Raw genomic sequence first — 23428 nt, forward strand, 5'->3', positions numbered from 1 at the left:
TTCGCGAAGAAAGGCCTTCCTCTGCAGGATGGCCCCTTCTTTGATCTCACTTTATCCAACTATCGGTAACCCCTCGCTAGCTTTGGTTCATGAACATGATCGTAGAAATGCCCTTTTGCCGTTGCAGATCAGGTATTTTTAGCATGCCGTACTCGACCAAATGTTTGAGTACATATGTGCGCATTGTTCCCGACGCCATGTTGTTCTGCGACCAGTAACGCACATATTTATCTGCATGGGCTGGTTGGCCTTCGAGATTCAATTGATAGACAGCTTGATCCAATTTCATGGCGGCTTCTATAATTCGTTCGGACGGTTGAGGAATTGCCGCATGTAGACGTTCTCCTGTTTGTTTATCTTTGCAGTAAACAATATTAACTTCAAGGCCAGATTCCGTTCGCAGCAAATATTGCTTGTCGAATAGACGGCGATAGGCGTCGATGTTCGCATGGTTTTGCGGCAAATCTCCATTAATCACGTGCATCAGGCTGATAAAATCCGAACTCAGATTGTCTCTCCAGTCGCCCTGCCTGCCGCACCACCACGTATTGATCTGCCATGCCTTTACTGCGTGCTCATCGGAATCGCGACTCATATCGCCGCAAAAATAATATTGGCTGCGGTCAAAGCTGACATTAAACTCTCTGTCGATCGTTGCAAAGGCGACGTAATGGCCGCCATCTTTACGGCTGACTGAAACCTCTTCATCGCTTACCCGATCAAGCTCATTGAAGCTCAGCTGTTTACTAGCATACGGAATAAGGCTCCATAACAACAGATTGATGTCTCCGCTTGGAATATAGACACCGTCTCTTGGAACACTTCAGCCATCGAGAAAAGTGTCTTGAAATAATGCTCGACGGCAACCTCGGCATACTCTTCGAACAAACGGTGTAGTGCCTCACTTTTCGTTTGCGACGGATCTTCAATGTACATATTTGTACGATATTTTCCGCCAGGTAATTGATCCATGAAGCCGTATTCTTCTAGGACTTCGACTTCATCTTCGATAAATACAGGAGAAATGCCTAGCTCTTCGGCGATTTCATTGACCGTGAGTGACTTGTGATAAGCGGAGAAAGCGATGTTTTGTCTGATCGCCGTCGCCAGAAAGTCGGCGGTATCGCCTTTATTGCCCGGGGATCCGCTATGCCCTAATCTTGTCATGCGAATCGGATTGATGCCGAGATTGCCTATCGATCGGATTGTGTTCATCTTGTGTTTCAGCTCCTTTTTCGCTTCGAATAAGTGCCATTTGACCGTGCCACTGGAAAGATCCATCGCAGCCGCGATTTCTCTAATTTTCATGCCCCCGTAATAGTACTTGACTACGATTTCCCGTTGCTGGTGAGATAAAAAAGCTATTTCCCGCCGCAATGCGCCAGCAGTTTCTTGATGGATGATCGCGTCGAAGCCCTCGTCTTTGGATATCACCTCGTTGTCATCTATCCGCAATTGGTTGGACGCCTTCACTTTCTCGCCGACGTATTTCGCCCATACATAATGAGCGATCTTAAAGACGTAGCTGTTCAGATCCAGAAATTCCGTCTTTTTGAGAAGCGTCTGGTAAACCTCCAGCGTCATTCTTCCCGCCAACTCCTCGGCTTCGGCGATATTGCCCGTTTTGTTCAAAGCAAATCCATACAGCGGCTTAATGTAATCCTTGATGACAAGGTTGGCTTGTTGTTTATCCATGACTTGAAAGCTCCTCCTTATCGGGTAGCACTCAACTATATACTGCATCGAAAACGAAAAAGGTTGGGTAGTAAAAACTAGACTTTCTGAACTACGTAGGCGGTGTATTCCAATCCGATCTCAATTCCGAACTTTGCTGCGGCTTCTCCGAGATCGTTGTCTTGAGGCGTTAATAATCTAACAAGTTGAGGTTTTTCTTCGAGAACGCGGAAGCCGGCTTTTTCAAATTTTTCATACCAACTCATCTCATGATCATTGAACCTGTAATCTCTTCCCCAAAGCCTATACACCTCTCGTAGAGCAGTTCGGTCTTGCCAGGCGCTTTCGATTGCAAATATATACCCGCCCTGTGTTAACACGCGATATGCTTCATGGATACCCTTCATTCCATCAGCACCAGCAGAACGAAGCGACGATGAAAAACCGATATAACTCGTGATGACATCAACTGAATTCGAGCGTATCGGCATATTAGCAGCATCGAACGAAGCGAAGCTGATATTTGAGATGATATGGTTATCGATCATAAACTTGTGCCAGTGCAATATGAGCGAAGAACAAGCATCGGTTGCTAAGCACGGTATATCGGGATTTTTCGCAACAATATCCGGCAATAAGCCCATGCCTGGTCCACACGCTATGTCCATGATCGGCAGATTCAAATCGGCCGCTTTCTGACAAAGAGAATGATACACATCATGAGGCGTTTCAACCTTATTGTCTTTTTCCATCCATCTTCTTTGGAAACGACCGCCTTTTGTCCAATAATCAATATCCTCCTGCGAGAATTGGTCGCCTTCTCTATCGCTGTCAAAGTACGGCACGCCATTTATGACTTGCCACTCATGATCAGTAGATTTTAAGAAGCCATTGTCCCAATTTCCATTCCTGTAAGTACCGGTATATTCAAGTTCATGTCCATCGGCGGGATTGACAAAGAGCTGTTGAAAGCATGCTAGCACTGCGATCTCACCTCGTCTAAAGTTTTAAACTTTTTCTATAGTCAGAAGGATAGATGTTAGTTAACTTGTAAAATATGTTTGTAAAATGCCTTGGACTATTGTATCCAACCATTGAAGCGACCGATTTAATAGAAATATCGTTATTTGATGCTAGGAGTAATTTAGCATTGTAGATGCGGACCTGAGTTAAATAGTCTGTAAACTTTGTCCCGAACTTCTCATGGAAGAGCTTGCTTACGTAATTGGGCGAGAGCTTGTAAATTTCAGAAATGCTTGTAATACTAATATCTTTCATATAATTTTTATCGACATATTCTTTGATCAGATCCATCTTATTCAATGACGACTGACTAATGTTGATTTTTAAGCCTTCGCCTAATGCCAGCAGCTCTTTAAAAAACTGTTTTGGACTCTGCTGCTCTTTTAGGTTTTGACCCGTTATTTTATTCGTATACGATTGCAGTTCCTCGAAATTAATCTTTAATAAATTCATCTTGGTATGACTCAGAATATTTTTAATGTGAATGGTGTATTCGGGTTCGTTCCCATCAATATAAGCAGAGATCACCTTGAAAAAAAGCTCCAAAAATGCAAAATCATCAGGGCTTAAGCCGGATGCTGCCGCTTGGATATCATGAACTATTCCTGTTTTATTGGCAAAAATACAGTAGTACTTTTGATTAATGTTTGCTGCATGTTCAGGTAAAAGGGTAAGGGTAGATGAATTTGTACTTAAACAGCTAATGTTACAGCTCTTATTATATTCTTTCAGAATTAGATTAATTGAATGAATAATGTAATCTTGATTATCTTTAACCGATTGAATAACAAGAGCAAGATTCCCTCTCTTAGAATGGAAAAGTGCACTTTTATTCCCGTACTTCAGCAGGTTGTCCGCAAGATCACCTAATTCGTTGCTTAGCTTGGAATAAATAGAGTGGTAGATTTCATCATAGTTATTGCATAAAATGAAAAATTCAAAGTATAAAAAATCACCATGTTCTACGTTCTTGTCCACATCTTTACCAACATTTTTAATATTCGGATTATTGAACAATGAGATGACTTTGTGCTGAAATTTAAAGTTATCAAATGACGTTTCTTTATTTATTTTAATCTTAAGATGGTTTAAGACATTCTCTAGCGTTTCCCGCTCAATTGGCTTCAACAGATAATCTGTAACTCCCAAACTAATGCAGCGCTTAGCGTAAGAGAAATCTGCATAGGCGGTCAATACGACAAAATTGGTGTTGGGGCAGCTCATCTTCGCTTGCTCAATGGCAGAGATTCCATCTACATACGGCATTTTAATGTCAACGAAGGCGATATCAGGTGAATGCAGTAAACATAGATCGATCAATGCTTGCCCATTTGCAGCCTCTAGCATTTCATAGGGCTCGTTCATGACTTCAGCTATCAAGCTTTGCGTATAATATCGGATTAGCTTATCATCATCTGCTACTATAATCTTCATCATGTCTCCTCCTGTTCACAGAATTTGATTATAATGATCGTGCCGACATGCACGGTTGAAGCAATAGATAAATCAACTTTATCGTTCCAGAGCATTAATCGTTTTTTGACATTGGCAAGGCCAATATTATCTTTACGATCATCCATATTAAATCCCACACCGTTGTCTTTGACCATGATCGTGTACATCTTCGTTTCTTCTGAATAAGCTGCGGAAATCTCAATTAACATCGGATCATCGGTGGAACCCATGCCGTGTATAATACTATTTTCAACAAGTGGCTGCAGTATAAGCTTGGGTATCTCGATATTTTTGCAGCATTCGCTCATATTTATGGTGTAGAACAGTCTATCTTCATAATGGATCTGCTGTAGATTGATATACTTTTCAAGGAAATCCAATTCGGTTTGAATGCTGACACTTCTTTCGCTAGTCGAAGTATATTGAAACAGTCTGGTTAGATTAAGAATAGCGTTTTCAAGTTTATTTCTTTCACCCATACGGTTCAGGGCAAGCAAACAATTCAATGTGTTATAGAGAAAATGCGGATTGATCTGGCTTTGCAAAGCTCGATTTTCTGCTTTTTTTTGTTCCACAACGGCTATGAATTCTTGCTTGATATGTTGATCTAAATCAATTGTCATTTCGTTTACAGCATGAGCAATCATGTTCAATTCATTATTGCGATGGACGGTAATTCTTGTTCTTAGGTCGCCCCCTCTAATCTTCTTGAGCGCAATAACAATGGATCTGATATCTAATACAAGTCGGTTAGAAACGTTTTGAAATATGAAAAAGGCAACGCCAATGGTCAATAAGCTTAAACCTATAGACAATATGTAGATGGGTTTATTAGATGCAGCAAGATCATCTTCCGAGATCGCGTAAATGATTTCCCAATCCGAATACGAAATATTGGCATGGATGGTTCGATAGGTATGTGAATCAATCTCAAAAGATGCAGTGGAGTTCAATATTTTATTTTCTAGAGAAGTGTCATATTCTTTATTGGCGTACAGAATGCTCTCATTATTAGCTAGAGCAATGAATGAATTTTCCGATGTGACGATGCTTTGAATCATCTTTTCTAGATTCTCTGAGAGAACGTCGATCTGTAGAACGCCAATAATCTGTTTGGTGTCAAAATCTTTTATTGCTTTTAGAGCGGAATAGATCCGATGATTGGAGCCGTTAATTTCTTTCTCATAAATACCTGTTAAGTACATGTTGCCTTTATTGGCAATGGCCTTCTGGAAGTTCGTGCTTTCATGATAATCATCTATTGCAATGGTATGCAGCCCTTCACGGCTCTTATTTACTTCGTACACCAAATTACTGCTAGGGTTGGTTGGAAGAAACCGAACGCTATCGATGTCGTTGCTATTCGTGTAAATCAGTTTGGTAAAGGTAGTAATGTAATTACTTTGAAGTCTGTTTTGTTCTAGAATATCGGTAAGAAAGACACCTCGATTATAGGATTGAAGAGCATTAAAAATATCAACATATAGCGCCGGAGTGTTGGCAACGTTTTCAAGATTGTAGATCAGCGTATTTATATTTATGGCAACCTGGTCAATAATATTTTGGACTTGCCGCTCCGTAGCTTTGATATTTTGAGCATTTAAGTAGGCGGTAATACAGATCGTTGCAATAAAAATTGGCAGTATAATGCTTATCGCAAACAGGCTGTATAAGCTTAATCGAAAGTTTGGTTTTATCCGTAGTCTTAGCATCGGTCTCACTTCCTTATACCCATTATATTGGACAATGTAAGCGCAACCGTCAAGAAATTAGTGAAAAAAAGGGTATTGTAGAAAATTGTACTTCTCGTGTAGATTCGCTACATTTCCGGGATACATATTGTTTCTTATAATGAACCCGAGATGATCATTAACATTCAAAATGGAGGGGTCGAAGAATGAAAGCTAGAAAAATACTTTCTACAGTTTTGGTTGGAATACTTGCAATAAGCATGCTGGGTGCTTGTTCATCTAAACCGCCTGCATCTGAGGAATCTCCAAAACCAGCGGCAACAGAAACACCTAAAAAACCAGCGTCGGATGTAAAGCTAACCTTTATGACCAACGTTGTAGGTGTTCAAGCAGAAGCATTACAGAAGGCAGTTAAGGATTTCGAAGCCAAATCGGGTTATACAGTTGAATTCTCAGCGCCTGGTAAGAGCTATGAAGAGCTCATGAAGACCAAAATGTCTTCAAACACTTTACCCGATTTATTTACAACACATGGTTGGTCAGTTGCTCGTTATAGCGAATACCTGGAACCCGTAAATGACATGGAATTTGCAAGCAGAATCTCGGATCAGATGAAGCCGGTTATTACTGATAAAGAAGGAAAGATGTATGTTCTTCCGATCGACGCTGATATCGCGGGTATGATTTATAACGAGGATGTACTTACGGCAGCAGGCGTTAAGGTAGACGACATCAAAACTTGGGATGACTTCACGGCTGCAGCTCAGAAGATAAAAGACTCTGGCAAGGAAGTTATAACGATCGGCGGTAAAGATGTCTGGACGATTGGACAATTCTTCGACTGGGTTGCACCATCCTATTACGTAACGAATGATGCCAATAATAAGCGAGATGAACTGAAGAGCGGTACATTTGATACAGCTGCTTGGGAGAAGGTCGCTGGTCTAATGGATCAATGGGTGAAGGCAGGATACTTTAACAAGGATGTTCTGACCGCTGATTATAACGGCGATATGACAGCGCTTGCAAATGGAGAAGCAGCTTTTGCTTTCTATGGAAACTCCTCAATCATCGATGCCAAGAAAGTGAATCCGGATGCCAAGCTTGGCATGATGCCAATTCCTTCAGCGAGCAAAGATGACGAGCCTTCATTGATCGCAGGTGAGAGAGTTGCAGTAGGCGTATGGAAAGACAGCAAGCATAAAGAAGCAGCGATCGAGCTATTAAACTATCTTGCACAGCCAGAAGTTGCCGTTACGATTTCAGATGCGACAGGTAATCCATCAGGCTTAAAAGATGTAACTGGAAACCTTGGCGATATTCAAAATTACTATGATAAGTACGCAAGCATCCGTACCTTCCCATACTTTGATAGAGAGTATCTGCCAAGCGGTATGTGGGATGTGATGTGTTCAACTGGAGCAGAGATTCTTGCAGGTAAATCAGGCTCTGTACAAGATGCAGCAAAGTCCATGGAACAAAACTTCAATGATAAGTTTGTGAAATAGCTGCTACGAATACATGTGATAACAAGTAGCTGTATTTCGAAGATACAGCTACTTCTCTTCATACAAGGAGATTAATATGAAACGTACTGGTGAGAAAAACTCCATTGTAAACATACTGTACATTCCTGCCTTAATCTTATTTATGGTGTTTGTCATCTACCCGCTTATTAGGGGTGTGTTCTTATCATTTACCAATTGGAATGGTTACTCGCAGACATATAAGATCGTGGGTATCTCCAATTATACTCGCATGTTTACCGACGAAAATTTCTATCGAGCATTTATCAATACGATTGTATATGGCTTTGGAAGCACCCTGCTTCAGAACATTTTGGGATTGGCATTAGCGATTTATTTGAATCAGACATTCCGGGGCAAGTCGCTTGTTAGAACGGTTGTGTATTTACCGGTCATGATCGCACCTTTAATCATGGGATATATCATGTATTTCTTCGTTCGCTATGACGCTGGTGCCATAAATGATATTTTGATCGCGCTTGGAGCCAGTCCAGTAGACTGGATGGCAGATGGCACAAGGGCAACCATTATCATGACGCTAATCAATTCACTGCAATATGTCGGGATATCCATGGTTATTTATTTGGCAGGACTTCAAAATATCTCAGAAATGTACTACGAGGCAGCGAAAGTGGATGGCGTTAATGCTTGGGGACAATTCAAATATATTACCTTGCCGCTATTAATGCCTGCGATCTCGTCTGCTGTGATTATCAATCTGATCGGTGGATTGAAGCTGTTTGATATCATTATGGCTCTAACCTCCGGCGGTCCTGGATATGATACACATTCACTATCTACACTCGTTCACAGAATGTACTTCGGCAGTGAAATGGCTGGTTACGCTTCAGCGATTGGCTTTGTTACTTTCGTTCTCATATTGATTGTGAACAGAGTTGTGTTACGTCAGTTAGATAAAAGGGAGATCGACTAATGAAAACGAAAAAGAAAACAATCATTTGGCAAACACTTGTTGCCATCGTCTTGTTCGTAATCTTTGCCTCTCCCATTTATGTACTAATTGGTGTTGCATTTAAGAGCCCTCGCGATCTGAGCTCGATGTGGACGATGCCATCATACATTAATTGGGATAACTTCACGGCTGCCATAAATGAGGGAAAGATCCTCCTTTCGATGGTCAACAGCTTGATTATTACGGCTGCTTCTGTCGTGTTCATTGTGTTAGTTGGCGCACTTGCTTCTTATCCTTTATCACGTGTAAAAACTAGACTTAATCGAGTCATTAAAGGATTTGTCTTAGGCATCATGATTGTGCCTCCACTTAGTATTCTCGTTCCTTTATATGAAACCTTGGTCAATCTGGGCGGTGTAAATAACTACTGGGGTATTGTGATCACCCTGCTGACATTTGAATTGCCGCTTAGTATATTTTTGTACTCGAATTTTGTTGCTAGCATTCCAAAAGCGCTCGATGAAGCAGCCTCTATTGATGGTTGTGGACCAATCAAGACATTCTTTGCGATCATTTTGCCACAGTTAAAACCAGTAACCGCATCGGTCATTATTTTAGCCGGGGTTCATTGCTGGAATGATTACCAGTTTTCATTGTATTTATTGCAGGATCCATCCTATAAAACTATTACGCTGGCGATTTCTTCTTTCTTCTCGCAAACGACAAGCAACTTGAATGCAGCTGCGGCTTCGGCCCTATTGGCTATTCTGCCTATTTCACTGGTGTTCCTATTCTTGCAAAAGTACTTTATCAAAGGCATGGTCGATAGTGCGATTAAGTAAAAATATGAGGTGACCCCATGAATAACGAAAATTTTCATCCTATACAACAAGTGCCACCAAACGCTCATGCGCTGCATAAGTGGTACGAGGAAACCAAAACGTTAGCATACGAATATAACGGCATCGATATTCTTACTTTCCATGTTCCGGATGCAGAAGACTTGGGCTTCCGCCATGGCTCAGACGGTTCCATGCAAAGCGTACAGTATTATCAGCAGATTTATATTGCAGTTGAGAAGCCAATGAAGGTAAACATGACGTTCAACCTGTCAGCAGATGTTATTAATATGCGTCCAAGAAGAGCACGGGCAAACGAGGCCATACTAGGACAATGCGGCAATGCTCTGATCGAAGGCGTGAATGCGCTTTACGATATAAGCCTTGATCTGCTAATTGACTGGAATGGTGTGAAGTGGTCTTGGTTGTCCAAGAAAATTGAGATTATTAATGACCGGGCAATTGTTCAAGTTGAAGTCGAGCTTAGTAAAAAGCCAATGTTTATCAATATTCGCCCCCATTTCTATAACAAGCATCTAGGTTACAGCTATCACAAGCCATGGGAGTTCAAACCGAATCCGAAAGCCGTTGCTGGTTGGTGCTCTTGGGAAGCGTATCGCCGTGATATTGACATTAATAAAGTCAAACAAGTCGCGAAGTTTATGGCGGACAATTTCAAAGACTATGGAATGGAATACATTCAGGTTGATGATGGCTATCAGAAGATGCCGCTGCCTGCTAACCCTAAAGGTACAATGGCAGAGGGCTGGATGACTTGTGAGGATGAGAAATTCCCGGAGGGGCATCCAGGAATTGTTGCAGCTATTAAGCATGAGGGAATGGCTCCCGCGATCTGGACCAACGCCAATATTACGAACCCGGAATTCCCGATCTATAACCCGGAAGCCGTCCTTTGGAATGGCAACGAAGCAATCAAAGGGGAATGGATCGATTATTTGTACAGCTGTACACCTGAAACTCTTGAGAAGCACATCGTTCCTCTATTTGAGAGCTTTAAGGAAATGGGCTACGAATATATCAAGATTGATGCCATTCGTCATTTATTATTTGATGGGCTGCATGAGTGTGTTCGGCTTGGACTGATGAGCAATGAGGAAGCCGAGCAGAAGTTCAGAGCCTATATGGAAGCGACGAAGAAAGGCCTTGGCGACAAGGTATATTACCTTGCAAGCTGGGGAGAAATGCATGAGGTTGTAGGGTTGGTAGACGCTTGTCGTATTTCGATGGATGCTAATCCTACTTGGGCAGGCGTGCGTATGCAGCTGTTTGAAAGCGCTCGCTGGTTTCATACCCAACGAATCCTGTTCTTGAACGACCCTGACCATGTCTGTGTGCGAACCAAACTGGATTGGGCAAAGACCGTATTATCTTTAATTTCGCTGTCAGGCGGCTTATATATGCTCAGTGATACCCTGGATGCGTATGCTCCAGACAAGGTAGATGTGATTCGAAAAACATTGCCAACACTGACAACCAGAACTGCTGAAACGGGACCTTTGTCGTTGGAATATCCAGCTTACACATGGACCAAGCTGCATGGATTCGCCGTGCAATCGCACGAAACACCAGTCGTTGCGGAAGATGTCTCTCTTGATGATGCCTATCATATGGCCGGAGTTTATGAAGGAGTAGATGCAGAGCATCCATTTTCCTCACTATGGTCATTCCATGTAAACAAGGGCAACAGAAGATGGTGCGTGATGACAAGAGTAGCCACCTTGCCGCTCTCGAAATCCGAAGTAACCATGAAAACGCTAGGACTTGATGAAGCTAAAACCTACTTGGCCTTTGATTTCTGGAAGCAACGCTTTATAGGTGAGGTTCAGGGAGCATATGAGGCTGGGGCTCTCGATTTAGGAAGCTGTGAAGTGGTTGCATTCTATGAGAAGACAGCAGAGCCTCAAGTTATTGCATCCGATAGACACGTTTCGATGGATGCTGTCAGCGTACTGGAACATGAATATCACAATGCATCTTTAAACCTGAAACTAGAAGGTGTAGTAGGCGCTGCGCAAAAGTATTTTGTTTATGTTCCGGAAGGCCATAAGGTAACAAGCGTATCTGAACATGCAAAGGTTGTAACACTTGAAACCAACTTAGTCTGTGTAGAAGTAGCGTTTAAAGAAAAACTCATGGATATCTCTATCCATTTCTAGGAGAGCGCTTATGATCAGAACTATTACAAAAGAGAGCTTTAAACCTTATGGCACTGTCATTGAGTTTTCAGAGAATCCAGCAGATCCACGCTTTGAAGTGGTGGTTACGGAAGTCAATCATCCGTGGCGGCTAGCGGTTCTTCGAGTGGTTGAGAGAGAATTTGATCAGCTGGAATGCCACACGATGTCGCTGGAAAGCTTTGAACCAGTAAGTGGTACGGGTTTACTGATCGTAGCTGAACACGAAACGCCAGAGCAGTATGAGGTGTTCCTGCTGGATAAGCCAGTATGTCTCAATAAAGGGATTTGGCATCAAATGATCACCTTGTCTGAAGAAACTATCGTCAAGATTGCGGAAAATTTGGAAGTGAGCTCAGCGTTTTATAACTTTGATCAAAGTTTAACAATCCATATTTCTGGGAGATGAGATTAATGTGGAAGAAGACGTTGTCACTAGTATTGGCACTTACATTACTGTTTCCTATGGTTCCCTTTAACAATCTTGAAGTACACGCTGCAGCAGGAACCAATTTGTTGAAAAATGCTGGATTCGAAGATGGGAAAGTGGCTTGGAATTTTGTTGGGGCAAACGGAAACTCCGGTTCAGGTGTACAAACCAATAATCCGCATTCAGGAGCTAGAGGATATTTCCTTGATGGTACGGATGAGAACTCGCTTGGATATTTCGCAGTAGAACAGGAAGTTACAGCACCTTACACTGGCAGCTACAACACTTCTGCATTCATCTCAACAGGCGGCTCCAAATCTTCTTTTGGTGTTAAACGAGTAGATAACACGGTATTAAACAGCGTTGTTATTCCAAATGGAGCTACCTACAATTCAGTTCATACTTTATCACCAATTGAGCTTAAGCAAGGCGATAAAGTGATCGTGTATAGTAATAGCGGTACCGGATGGACCAACGGTGATGACTTTTCTTTCGAATATGATCCTTCCAGTGTGCTCCGTAATTTAATGAGTGATGCCGGATTTGATCAGATGGTGAGAATCCCAAAGGCAGGGCAGTATATTCTGACTGCTAAGGTAAGCGGCAGCGGTGAGGTCACAATAACTGCTGGTCAAGAAAGCACAATTATTACTGCTGCAGAAGAACCGCAAGAGGTTAAGTTGATAGTACCTGACTTGGCGCTTGATACAGAGCTTCAAATTTCGGCAACAGCTGGAGCTGCTGTTACAGATTACTCATTAAGTTATGATATTTCTAGTATAGAGAATCATGCACCAACAGCCACAAACGTATCTATCTCGGGGAATTATTGGTCCGGTCAAACCTTGACTGGAAGCTATACCTTCGCAGATGAAGACGAGGGTCAAACGGAAGGAACTAGCCTTTATCAGTGGTATTCCTCCGATACACCTGATGGAACCTACACAGCAGTCGCAGGGGAAACCAAAACTTCATTAGTATTAGATGATGAAGATGTGGGCAAATATTTTAAATTTGCCGTAACCCCAGTTGATATATGGGGGTTGAAGGGTGAACAAGTGATGTCGGATGCTGCCAATCAAATGGTTAAGATCAACTATGTGCGTAACTATAGCTTTGACATCGAAGTAAATGGTTCGCCTGCGGGCTGGAAGTTTGCTAACGGTGGTCAATCTCCGAATAATCCATCTATAGCAAAGACAGGGTTCAGATATGGTTATTTACCTGCAAATTCACCGAGTGCAGAACTATTCTACACCTTCCCGGTCGACAAGACCGCTAGCTATGATTTAAGCATGTACATCAATGCCGCAGCTCCTGGTACAGAGATTGGTGTCAGATATCAAGGCGATACCACAGCGATAAAATCCTTACAAACAACAACAGCAACCGCTGGATATGAGAAAGTAACGTTAACTGATATTGTGCTCGAAGCCGGCTCTAAAGTTGAGGTTTATGCCAAGGGTGGAGCTAGTACAGAAGCTTCTTTGGTTGATGACGTCGAAATGTTCTTAAATCCTGCTGCCCAGGTGCCAGATCTAGCGAATTTATTCTCTTTTAAGGTAGATAAGCAGATTGGCGATGCTGTGATTAATTCTAAAGACAAAACCATCTCGTTCAAAGTCCCATACGGAACCGATATCACTTCACTTGATGTCGTCATGAAAGTTTCAGAAGGGGCAAATGTTAGTCCGTCAACAACGGGTGTAGATTTTACTAAGCCTGTGCAGTTCACGATTTCAAAGAATGCAGTTCATAATGTTTGGACGGTAACGTGTGAAATTCAGGATAAAAAAATCGCCTTAAAATCGAGCAACAAGTATTTACAGGATACTTTCAACTGGGCCGTAAATAAAACAGAACAATTCGTGATGACCGGTAAAAGTGGATTGATCAATAAGTCGGAATGGGGTCTAGGCACGGGTCCAGTAGCTTTTGTACCATCTTACTGGGCTGGATATTATGACAGAACGGCTTTCTATAGCAGAGACTTTGTGCATCAAGCAACTGGCGGACAGATTGCTGGACTTGAAGATGAAAACTTTAATATGTTTAAAATTTTCGCAGAAGGTGCAAATGAGGCTAGAAAGTGGTATACCCTGTGGGCATTTAATTTCGACGGTTCCAACTATACATTAGATTACCATCATGATAACAGCTTTGTACGTGAGGTCCCTGCACAATTCGAGCTTGTTCAACGGGCATACGAGCAGTACCGCTGGACTGGCGATGAAAGATATGTACAAGATGAGACATTATTTAATTTCTACACCAAGGTAATGACTGATTTTGTTGCTCTTCATGATACAAACGGCAATGGACTTGCAGAGGGAACGGGAACAGGTAATATCTTCGCTGGCTCAAGTACCTATAATGAAAGAGGCAACGAACATCCCATAGAATCAGGAGACTCTGTAGGTTCGCAGTATCAAGCTATGCTCGCTTATTCAGGCATTCTAAAGGCTCGTGGTGATGCAGCTGGAGCTGCGGAATGGAGTCAGAAGGCCGCTGATCTTAAGAAATACTTCAATGAAGAGTGGAGTGTAAAAGAAGGCTATAATGGCTTCGCGAGAGGACTCGCCAAAGATGGTACGAAATACGATGGATTCGGTAAAGAAAATAGCTGGTTCATGCCAATGAAGCTCATCACTGAGCCTGGTCAACGTAATGATGACTACATGGCATTTATTGAAGCGAATCTAGGAGCTGGTATTGGCAGCACTCCAGAAGCACCTCATAATATTGAAGCTTATACCTACATTCCTGATATGTATTTCCCATATAACAAGGCCGATCTAGCCTGGAAGTGGATGAAATATATAACCAACGTTAAAGACGTACCACATGAGAGACCATCACAAGGCACAAATGGTGATTACCCTGAAATTTCGTTTACATTTGTATCTCATGTTATTGAAGGAATGATGGGAATTGAGCCTAATGCAGCGGAACATCATATCATTACGGCTCCACGCTTGCCATCTGAAGTGAATGACGTTGAGGCTATGTACATTCCAGTCGGTGAGCATGAAATTAATGTGAAGCATACTGGTCTAGCACAAACCCAAATCACGAACATTTCCAGCAAGCCTCTTGCGTGGGAAGCCAGATTCTACGGCGATTACAATAAAATCAAAGTTGGTACGCAAACCTATGAAGCTAAGCAAAAAGATATCAATGGCGTAAGAGTGAGCTATGCAACGATCACAGTTCCGACAAATGGTACCCTTGAAGCAGTAGCAAGCTCTGGTAGTGCTGGTGGTTCCGACGGCTCTGGCGGTTCTAACGGTTCAACACCAACCATACCACCGATCAAACCGACAGACAAACCAAAGGAAATGATCATTCTTAAGCCAAGCGTTGACTCAAATAACAATGCAAGAGCGGTTGTTAGTGACAATGATGTTACTGACGTTATTAAGAACGATAAGGCAAAAGATGTTGTTGTAAGAGTCGATGCTCCAGCAACCACTAAAAGCGTGGAAATAGTGCTTAGTAAAACGGCTATGAACAGTCTGTCCAAGAGTGATAAAGACTTGGTTATCAACACTGGAATCGGAGATGTTCGACTTGAGAAAGCAACTTTAACCCAACTTGCAGGCAAAGATATTGTTATTAAGATCGAAAAATCAGCAGAAGTTGATCGAAGACCAGCTGTATCCGTCACTATTCTTGCAGATGGGGTACCCGTAACTCATTTCAAAGGTGTTATCAGTGTCTCCATTCCATATGTGAAAGAAGCAGCAGAAAAAACCGAAAACATCGTAGTTTACAGTATGGATGGAAACAGCAAAGTCATCATCCCAAGTTCAAAAGTGATCGATGGCAAAGTTGTATTTAAGACAAAGCATTCCTCAACGTTTGCAGTAGGTCATAATCCGAAATCCTTTATAGACATAACCAATCATTGGGCTAATGACAGTATAGACTTTGTGACCGCAAGACAGCTTTTCTCAGGAGTAACAGCCAGTTCTTTTGCGCCAAATGAACTAATGACTAGAGGAATGCTAGTAACCGTGTTAGGCAAACTTGACGGTGCTAATGTAGCTGGTAAAACTACAAACTTCACTGACGTATCTGCTGACAAGTATTATGCACCGTATATTGCATGGGCGAATGAAAATGCAATTGTAAGAGGCATAGGGAATCAGAATTTTGCACCTGACAAAGCGATAACAAGAGAAGAAATGGCGATGATTATTGCGAACTATGCCAAGTACGCCAATATTACACTTGCCAACGCGGATACTACGAGTACATTTACAGATGAAGAATCCATTTCATCTTGGGCATTATCTGCAGTAAATATCATGCAAGGATCCGGCATCATCAGCGGCAAGCCTGGCAACAAATTTGATGCCAAAGGTACTGCAACAAGAGCCGAAGCGGCTAAGGTGATTCATAATTTGCTTCTCAAAGTAATGCAATAGGCGGTTTATAGAACTAGCTCAGCCCTCATCCTATTAATAGGTGAGGGCTTTTGCTTCTCGCAAAGAAAAAGGGCCATCCGAATGGATAGCCCTAAAAATTAGGGTGACTTCACACTTGCAAGTAAGGCTATTTCTTTAGAATCGAAAAGGCTTTATTCAGGTTCAAGTCCTTGTACAGTTGATCAAACTTTTTGCCATCGGCCGATGCAGAATCAAACGGGTTGGATTGAGGTCCTGTAGCTACATATACCATACCGTTTGCCTCAGCAATGATACCTCCGATTTGACTCTTGTCATCATCGGAGAGCTTGTTCCAATCGTTCTGTGCGAACACAGAGATTGTCATTAGCGTTTGGGAATCCTTCTTGTCCTTCGTTGTGTAATCAAAGCGAACTACATGCTTAGCCGAAGGAAACATGCTGTCGGACTTTTCATCGCGTACCGTATAGTGACCATTCCAGGAAGCAGGTATTTCTAGGCTGAAGTTTGCTTCGGCATTTTTGTACAGCGTGCTTTTCGCTTGATCCTCAGACGCGTTCTGATCTTTCTTCGGCTCCGTAACTTTTTTACCGATCAGATCCCATTTGTCCTTGTTCCATTTCCAGGTGGAAGTAATGTAAGAGGTGGTATCCTCAACGGTAGTACCAACCCGCTCAACACCCTGCAGAGCGTAAGAGTTTTTATGGTTCAGATCGACTGGCGTCAGCTTCATGAAGCCTGCTCCCTGTAGACCTTCCTTTCCTTTTTGCACTCCCGGCAACGGAAGTTCTACAGGCTTGCTGTTTTTCAGAGTGTAAATATGGCTGGTAGTATAACCGCCGCTACCACCTGTATCTGCCGTAACCATGATGTCAGCTACTTTATCTCTGGTAAGATCCGGAACCATTAGCTTAGGGGAATACCCGCCGTCATGCAACGGAACAGAGATCGTTTTCTTCGTCTTCGAATCTTTAATAGTAAGCAGCAGTTCATCATTATATGTATCGCTTTTCTTTTCCTTCTGTCCATATAGCGTGATGACATCGGCTTTCTTGTCACCGGTTACGTCGATTTGTTTTTGCTCTAGCTTGTGCATATTGGAAGGCAGCTTGTAGCTGTCATTACTAGCGGCTAATGCGGTTCCGCTGAGTGCAAGCGATGCGATCATAGTACTTGTAAGGATTTTTTTGAAATTCATGCTGATTCCTTCTCTCTTTTTGCTGTTGGTTAATGTTTGTATTGTCATTATAGTCCTGCTCAAATAGGATTTAGTTACATCTAAATTACGTTAATATAAAACTATTGTAAGAAATTAACCCCAAAAGTTAAAAAAAGCTCACACATAGAGCGTGTGAGCTTAAGCTTGAACATTTATACCCTTACCGCAAATACTTCATACGGTCTTAACATTAGCTGTTTGATATCGATTTCGGAACGATTGTAGTTGCTCATAATGATCTCCGACACGTTCTCATCAGCAGCAAAACCATGTTCCCGCTCAGAAATATTGGCAACAACGAGCCATTTGTCTCCTTCATATATGCGGTAGTAAGCAAATACCTCTTCCGGCGTGTTATCGATCAGTTCAAAGTCGCCCCATACGACAATCGGGTTGTCATGGCGCAGCTTGATTAATTGCTGATACGTATAGAAGATCGAATCCGGGTTATCGAGATTCTGTTTCACATTAATGGTCGTATAGTTGTCATTCACGTGCAGCCAAGGCTTACCGGCAGTAAAGCCTGCGTTGACACTGTCGTCCCATTGCATCGGTGTACGGGCGTTATCTCTTCCCTTCGCATTGATCGATGCGATGATGTCTTCTGCGGCGTACCCTTTAGCCAAGCGATCATGATACATATTGATGGATTCAATATCCTCTACTTCGTCGATGCTCGAAATAGGACGGTTGGTCATGCCAATCTCTTCACCCTGATAAATGTAAGGCGTACCTTTCATCATGTGCAAGAGAACGGCGAACATTTTCGCGCTCTTATCATGGAATTCCTTATCGTTACCCCAACGGGACACAATTCGCGGCAAGTCATGGTTATTCCAGAATAAGCTGTTCCACCCTTGATCGCCTAGCGATGTTTGCCATTTCGCCAGCACCCTTTTTAAGTCCGCAATATTCAAAGGCTTTAGATCCCACTTATCTTTGCCTTCTTGCTGGTCTAAGCACACATGTTCAAATTGAAACACCATCGACAGCTCATGTCGTGCCGGATCCGAATAAAGCTTCGCAATTTCCGGTGTTGCTCCCCAAGTCTCGCCTACAGTAAGGACATCATGGGAGCCAAATGTTTGTTGATTCATTTCCTGCAAATATTCATGCAGCTTCGGTCCGTTACCCGTAATTTCTTGATCCGGAATCTTACCGACCAAATCGATGACATCCATACGGAAGCCGCCTACACCTTTATCCAGCCAGAAATTCATCATGTCGTAGACTTCTTGGCGAACCTTAGGATTCTCCCAGTTCAGATCTGGTTGACGCTTACTAAATAGATGCAGGAAATACTGGCCGCTTGCTTCATCCCATTCCCAAGCAGGACCGCTAAATGTGGAGCCCAGGCCATTCGGAACGCCCCCGTTCACTGGATCGCGCCAAATATAGTAATCTCGATATTCATTATCCTTGCTCTTTCTCGCTTCAATAAACCATTTGTGCTCGTCAGATGTATGATTGACGACAAGGTCCATAATGATCTTGATGCCGGCCTCATTCGCTTTCGCAATCAATTCTTCCATATCGTCCATCGTGCCGAATTCATCCATAATGTCTTGGTAATCGCTAATGTCATAACCATTGTCATCATTCGGGGATTTATAGACTGGCGACAGCCAGATTGCAGTAATCCCTAACAGCTTCAAATAGTCAATCCGATTAATGATTCCTCTCAGATCACCAATTCCGTCTCCATCACTATCCTGATAACTTCGCGGGTAAATTTGATAGACAACGGCGGTTTGCCACCACTTTACTTCTTTTTCTTGTGTCACAGTTTCATTCATCAGATTCATATCCTTTCAGGTTGAATTGTGAAGCTCTATAAGCTCTACGTAAACGTTTACGTAATGCGTAAAAAGGTTCTGATTCTGCATACATGCTCAAAATCAGACTTTTGAATAGCCTTTTACAGTAATTTTTGTACCGACTTGCGTACCACTAATTCATGCGGAATCACTTGGGACTCAATCTTGATTCTATGCTGAACCGAGTCAATCACTTTCAAGCAGCCTTCTCTCCCCATGTCGTATAAGGGCTGTGCTACAGTCGTAAGGGGCGGTATAGACATATGCGAAACCTTGGAATTATCGTAGCCGACTACGGAAATATCCGTTGGTACCCCTATTCCATGTTCAAAACAAGTCGACATAATCCCTAATGCCGCTTCATCGCTTGCGCAGAACACTGCCGTAATATTGGCTTGATCTTCAATGAACGCCTGCATCGCTTGCTTTCCTGAATCAAAGCTGAAGTCCCCGGGCTTTATTAGGTTCAAGTCTACCTTGATGCCATGATCTCGCAGCGCCTGCGTGTAACCATGAATTCTCGGAGCACCGGATATCGAATCATCGGGATTGGCCCCTGCCATCCCTATCACTCGATGGTTATTCTCAATCAGGTGCTTGACTGCCGTATACGCCGCACTGAAATCATCAACTTTTATATAAGGCGTATCTTCGCGATTCGTTTGGGTAGAGAGCAGGATGAAGGGAATGCCGAGCGATGACAAAGAGTCTATTGCGGCCTCTTGCAGTTTAATGGAAACTATAATAAGCCCATCTACTCTCCGCTCCCCCATCAGATTCAGACTTTCATGGATTCGGGAACCGTTGCTGCCGGCATGAGTTAATACCACGCTGTACCCATGCTCATTAGAGATATCCTCTATTCCTCTTATAATGTCGCCATAAAATGATGTTGCAACGTCCGGCATAATGACGCCTATGGTGTTGGTTGACTTCTGCACTAGGCTTCTAGCATTTTCGTTTTTTCGATATCCTAATTCTTTGGCAACAGCGATAACCTTCTTCTCGGTTTCCTCATTGTATCCGCCAAGATTATTCATCACTCTCGATACAGTCGCGGTTGAGACGCCGGAAACTCTTGCTATGTCCTTAATTGTAGCTGCCATCATACCACCTCTCTGACGTAAACGTTTTCTAATTATATAAAACTAACTTAACAGCAACATTAACCACACTGGTTAAACGTTTACGTAACTAATATAAGTTCCTAGTGTACTTCTGTCAACGGTTTTTTGAACCGCTTTCAGATTAGGCAGCCTAATTGATTATTGAATCAGAACTCGTTACGATTGCCTTATAACAACGACATGATCGAGAGGGCACAACCGATATGGACAAACTATCGATCGGCCGCATGGCCGAACTGAATCACACCTCTGTGCAGACGCTGCGCTATTATGCCAAGCTGGGGCTGTTGCAGCCTGAGTATGTGGATGAGAGCACCGGTTACCGCTATTACAGTATCAAGCAATGCGCCAGATTAGATATGATCAACTATATGAAATATCTAGGCATGTCACTGGACAATATTAAGACTTGGTTCGATACCGAAAAAGTAGAGTCTATTCCCGATATGCTGCAACAGCAAGCGGTCCTCATTGATCATAAAATGAAGGAACTAGATCAGATGAAAAAAGCGGTCCAGGTCAGCATTAACAATTACGATACATATATGAGCGCTCCTGGGAACGGACATATCGTTCTGCAGCGTATTCCCGCGCGCAAAATCTATTGTTACGACAGCAGCGTCAATATTTATGAAAATACGCTCGAAACGTACGAATATATATTGCGGGAGCTGCGCGCCCAGGCGATCGTTAACCATCTGCCCATGGCTTACTTCTGCAATGTCGGCTCTATTATCCGGCAGAATACGATTGAACAGGGGCTGTTTGTGTCGACGGAAGTGTTTCTATTTGTAGATCATGACTTTGAGATGCAGACAGGTGTGGAGATTATCCCCGAGCACGACTACTTGTGCATATACTGCGATAGCTTCTTTCATGAGCGGGATTATGCGGGCAAATTGTTCAATTATGTGAAGGAACATGGCTATGAGGTGGTTGGTGATTACATATGTGAAGTAGTCGTGGAATTGCCGGTATTCCATCATGACGAGCGGAATATGTTTATGAAGCTGCAAGTTCCGATCAAAAGGGGTTGACTCTATAGCTACTATAGACTTTATGATAAGGGCATAGGAGCTCCCAATATTATTTGTATCATAGTATGTGAAAATAATAACAATATAGGAGGTTGTCCACATGAAAGAAAGAATTAGAGTCATTCAATACGGTTGCGGTAAGATGGGTCAGGTTTTTCTCAGATATTTGCATGAAAAAGGTGCAGAAATCGTAGGGGCGATTGATCTCAATCCGAACGTCGTCGGCAAAGATATAGGCGAAGTAGCAGGCTTAGGCATGAAGTTGAATATACCTGTTCGCTCTGACGCCGAGCAAGTATTCAAGGAATGCGACGCACATGTATGTATCATTGCGACGACAAGCTTGTTGACGGACACTTATAACGCCTTTGAATTGGCTGCTCGTCACGGTGTGAACGCGATTAGCACGTGTGAAGAAGCATTCTATCCTTGGACAACCTCTCCAGCGCTGACTAACCGTCTGGATCGACTCGCGAAAGAGAACAATTGCACTTTAACCGGATCAGGGTATCAAGATGTATTCTGGGGCAATCTGATTACGGTATTGGCAGGCGCTACGCATCAGATTACTAGAATTGAAGGCATGTCCAGCTACAACGTCGAAGAGTACGGCATCGCACTTGCGGAAGTTCACGGAGCAGGCTTGACGCTTAAAGAATTCGATGAGAAGATTGCCAGCAACAACGACCTTCCATCCTTTATGAGAAACGCCAACGAATGGCTGTGCTCACAGTACGGATGGACGATTAAGTCGATGGATCAGCAACTGATTCCGATGACGCATGATAAAGATCTCTACTCCTCTACACTCGGCAAGACGATTCCTGCCGGAGATGCGACAGGCATGTCCGCAGTCGTTACGACAGTTACCCATCAAGGGCCGGTTATCGTGACGGAATGTATCGGCAAAGTGTACGCCGAGGATGAAGTGGATCACAACGACTGGGTTATTAAAGGCGAGCCGAAGACAGAGGTCAACATCGCTTGCCCAGCAACGGTAGAGCTTACTTGTGCGACAGTCGTCAACCGTATTCCTGATCTGCTTCAGGCACCGGCTGGCTTCTACACATCGGAGAAGATGGCTCCTTCCCAATACCGCACATACCCACTTCATTACTATGTAAAATAAATAAAGTTGATTTCAAGGCGACGGCTCACAGCTGTCGCCTTTTTCTATGGTCTCAAAGTCATATCTTCCCTTCCAACCTATCATACTATATAATGGTAAATTATGGACTTTCCTATGGTTGTGCTCACATGATCCGGAATTAACCTGCAACGCCTATCATAAGTATTGATAATCAGGAGGTGCTTTTGATTGAGTAACAAAAAATATGTAAAAGAGTATTTCTTATTCCCCGACATAGGCATCATGTGCGGAATCTTCCTGGTCAGTATTGGCTTTCTAATTCCACAGCTGACATCCATCGGCCCATGGATTGCTTTTGTCATAGGCATGGCCGCCTATGCCGCTGCCGAGTATTTCACGCACCGCTTCCTTTTTCACATGAGAGCTCCGAAAAACCCTTTCTTTTTAAAATTGCTTAAGCGCTTACATTACGATCATCACTCCACTCCGAATGACCTGAGTTTATTGTTTCTGCCTTTATGGTACTCACTGCCGAACATGGCCATTGCGGGAGCAATTGCCTACTTGATTTCAGGAAGCCTCGTGATTACCAATGCTTTTATCGCGGGAGTGATCCTATTTCTATTGTTCTATGAGTGGAAGCATTATATCGCCCATCGACCGATCAATCCAGTCTCCCCCTGGGGCCGCAGGATGAAGAAGATCCATTTATGGCATCATTTTAAAAATGAAAATTACTGGTACGGCGTCACGAATACGGTTCTTGATCATGCGCTAGGGACTTTTGAAGATCACAAAAATGTTGAGCTTAGCCAAACGGCCCGCAACCTTGAGCAGCGCGGTCAGCAGAAGCTGGATCTGTAGGTTAAATCGCCACCGTGTAAGACAATGTACGTTGAACAGATCAGAAGCCACTTCTAACAATGGAGTGGTTTCTTTAATGAGCCCGATTTTTATCACCAGAAATGGTTAAAGCCTCTATC

General features: G+C 42.9%; 17 protein-coding genes. 9 read left to right on the top strand and 8 right to left on the bottom strand.

Features of this window, described 5'->3' with window-relative positions:
* Positions 1 to 76: 76 nt before the first annotated feature.
* From ACXX53_RS15210 to ACXX53_RS15230, 5 genes are all read right to left on the bottom strand, one after another.
* Positions 77 to 775 (bottom strand): hypothetical protein, encoded by a 699-nt coding sequence (locus ACXX53_RS15210; protein ID WP_458569512.1) that lies wholly within the window; start codon positions 773 to 775, stop codon positions 77 to 79.
* On the bottom strand, positions 736 to 1695 hold the full coding sequence (locus ACXX53_RS15215) for an RNA polymerase sigma factor (RefSeq protein WP_458569513.1): 960 nt from the start codon (positions 1693 to 1695) through the stop codon (positions 736 to 738). Before ACXX53_RS15215 ends, ACXX53_RS15210 begins: the two co-directional genes overlap by 40 nt.
* Positions 1696 to 1772: 77 nt before the next feature.
* On the bottom strand, positions 1773 to 2657 hold the full coding sequence (locus ACXX53_RS15220; protein WP_458569514.1) for a class I SAM-dependent methyltransferase: 885 nt from the start codon (positions 2655 to 2657) through the stop codon (positions 1773 to 1775).
* Between the two features lie 16 nt (positions 2658 to 2673).
* Entirely contained in the window at positions 2674 to 4131 is a 1458-nt protein-coding gene (locus tag ACXX53_RS15225; RefSeq protein ID WP_458569515.1) for a response regulator transcription factor, read from the bottom strand.
* A complete protein-coding gene (locus ACXX53_RS15230) occupies positions 4131 to 5864 on the bottom strand; it encodes a sensor histidine kinase (RefSeq protein ID WP_458569516.1) in 1734 nt (577 codons plus the stop codon). The genes ACXX53_RS15225 and ACXX53_RS15230 overlap by 1 nt, the downstream gene beginning before the upstream one ends.
* Positions 5865 to 6049: 185 nt before the next feature.
* Between ACXX53_RS15230 and ACXX53_RS15235 the strand changes: the two genes are divergently transcribed.
* The 6 genes from ACXX53_RS15235 (at position 6050) to ACXX53_RS15260 (ending at position 16176) form a co-directional block, all read left to right on the top strand.
* On the top strand, positions 6050 to 7351 hold the full coding sequence (locus ACXX53_RS15235; RefSeq protein WP_458569517.1) for an ABC transporter substrate-binding protein: 1302 nt from the start codon (positions 6050 to 6052) through the stop codon (positions 7349 to 7351).
* 76 nt (positions 7352 to 7427) lie between these two features.
* Positions 7428 to 8303 carry a carbohydrate ABC transporter permease gene (locus ACXX53_RS15240; RefSeq protein ID WP_458569518.1) on the top strand — a complete coding sequence of 292 codons (876 nt, stop codon included), beginning with the start codon at positions 7428 to 7430 and terminating at the stop codon, positions 8301 to 8303.
* A complete protein-coding gene (locus ACXX53_RS15245; RefSeq protein WP_458569519.1) occupies positions 8303 to 9124 on the top strand; it encodes a carbohydrate ABC transporter permease in 822 nt (273 codons plus the stop codon). Before ACXX53_RS15240 ends, ACXX53_RS15245 begins: the two co-directional genes overlap by 1 nt.
* Before the next feature lie 17 nt (positions 9125 to 9141).
* On the top strand, positions 9142 to 11298 hold the full coding sequence (locus ACXX53_RS15250) for a hypothetical protein (RefSeq protein ID WP_458569520.1): 2157 nt from the start codon (positions 9142 to 9144) through the stop codon (positions 11296 to 11298).
* A 10-nt stretch (positions 11299 to 11308) separates the two neighbouring features.
* A complete protein-coding gene (locus ACXX53_RS15255) occupies positions 11309 to 11725 on the top strand; it encodes a hypothetical protein (protein ID WP_458569521.1) in 417 nt (138 codons plus the stop codon).
* A gap of 5 nt (positions 11726 to 11730) precedes the next feature.
* On the top strand, positions 11731 to 16176 hold the full coding sequence (locus ACXX53_RS15260; RefSeq protein WP_458569522.1) for an S-layer homology domain-containing protein: 4446 nt from the start codon (positions 11731 to 11733) through the stop codon (positions 16174 to 16176).
* Positions 16177 to 16303: 127 nt separating this feature from the next.
* Here the strand turns inward: ACXX53_RS15260 and ACXX53_RS15265 are convergent, their stop codons facing one another.
* The 3 genes from ACXX53_RS15265 to ACXX53_RS15275 form a co-directional block, all read right to left on the bottom strand.
* The gene (locus ACXX53_RS15265) at positions 16304 to 17353 is read right to left on the bottom strand and encodes a hypothetical protein (protein WP_458569523.1); all 1050 of its coding nucleotides are present in this window, start codon (positions 17351 to 17353) and stop codon (positions 16304 to 16306) included.
* 173 nt (positions 17354 to 17526) lie between these two features.
* Positions 17527 to 19170, bottom strand: a complete 1644-nt coding sequence (locus ACXX53_RS15270; RefSeq protein ID WP_458569524.1) for a glycoside hydrolase family 13 protein — start codon at positions 19168 to 19170, stop codon at positions 17527 to 17529.
* A gap of 122 nt (positions 19171 to 19292) precedes the next feature.
* Positions 19293 to 20297, bottom strand: coding sequence for a LacI family DNA-binding transcriptional regulator (locus ACXX53_RS15275; RefSeq protein WP_458569525.1), 1005 nt, complete (start codon positions 20295 to 20297; stop codon positions 19293 to 19295).
* Between the two features lie 224 nt (positions 20298 to 20521).
* On the opposite strand from ACXX53_RS15275, the gene ACXX53_RS15280 reads away from it, so the two are divergent.
* From ACXX53_RS15280 to ACXX53_RS15290, 3 genes are all read left to right on the top strand, one after another.
* Positions 20522 to 21355, top strand: a complete 834-nt coding sequence (locus ACXX53_RS15280) for a MerR family transcriptional regulator (RefSeq protein ID WP_458569526.1) — start codon at positions 20522 to 20524, stop codon at positions 21353 to 21355.
* 100 nt (positions 21356 to 21455) lie between these two features.
* A complete protein-coding gene (locus ACXX53_RS15285) occupies positions 21456 to 22484 on the top strand; it encodes an NAD(P)H-dependent amine dehydrogenase family protein (protein ID WP_458569527.1) in 1029 nt (342 codons plus the stop codon).
* 243 nt (positions 22485 to 22727) lie between these two features.
* On the top strand, positions 22728 to 23309 hold the full coding sequence (locus ACXX53_RS15290) for a sterol desaturase family protein (RefSeq protein WP_458569615.1): 582 nt from the start codon (positions 22728 to 22730) through the stop codon (positions 23307 to 23309).
* Positions 23310 to 23428 lie beyond the last annotated feature (119 nt).

Source organism: Paenibacillus marinisediminis (assembly GCF_054343325.1).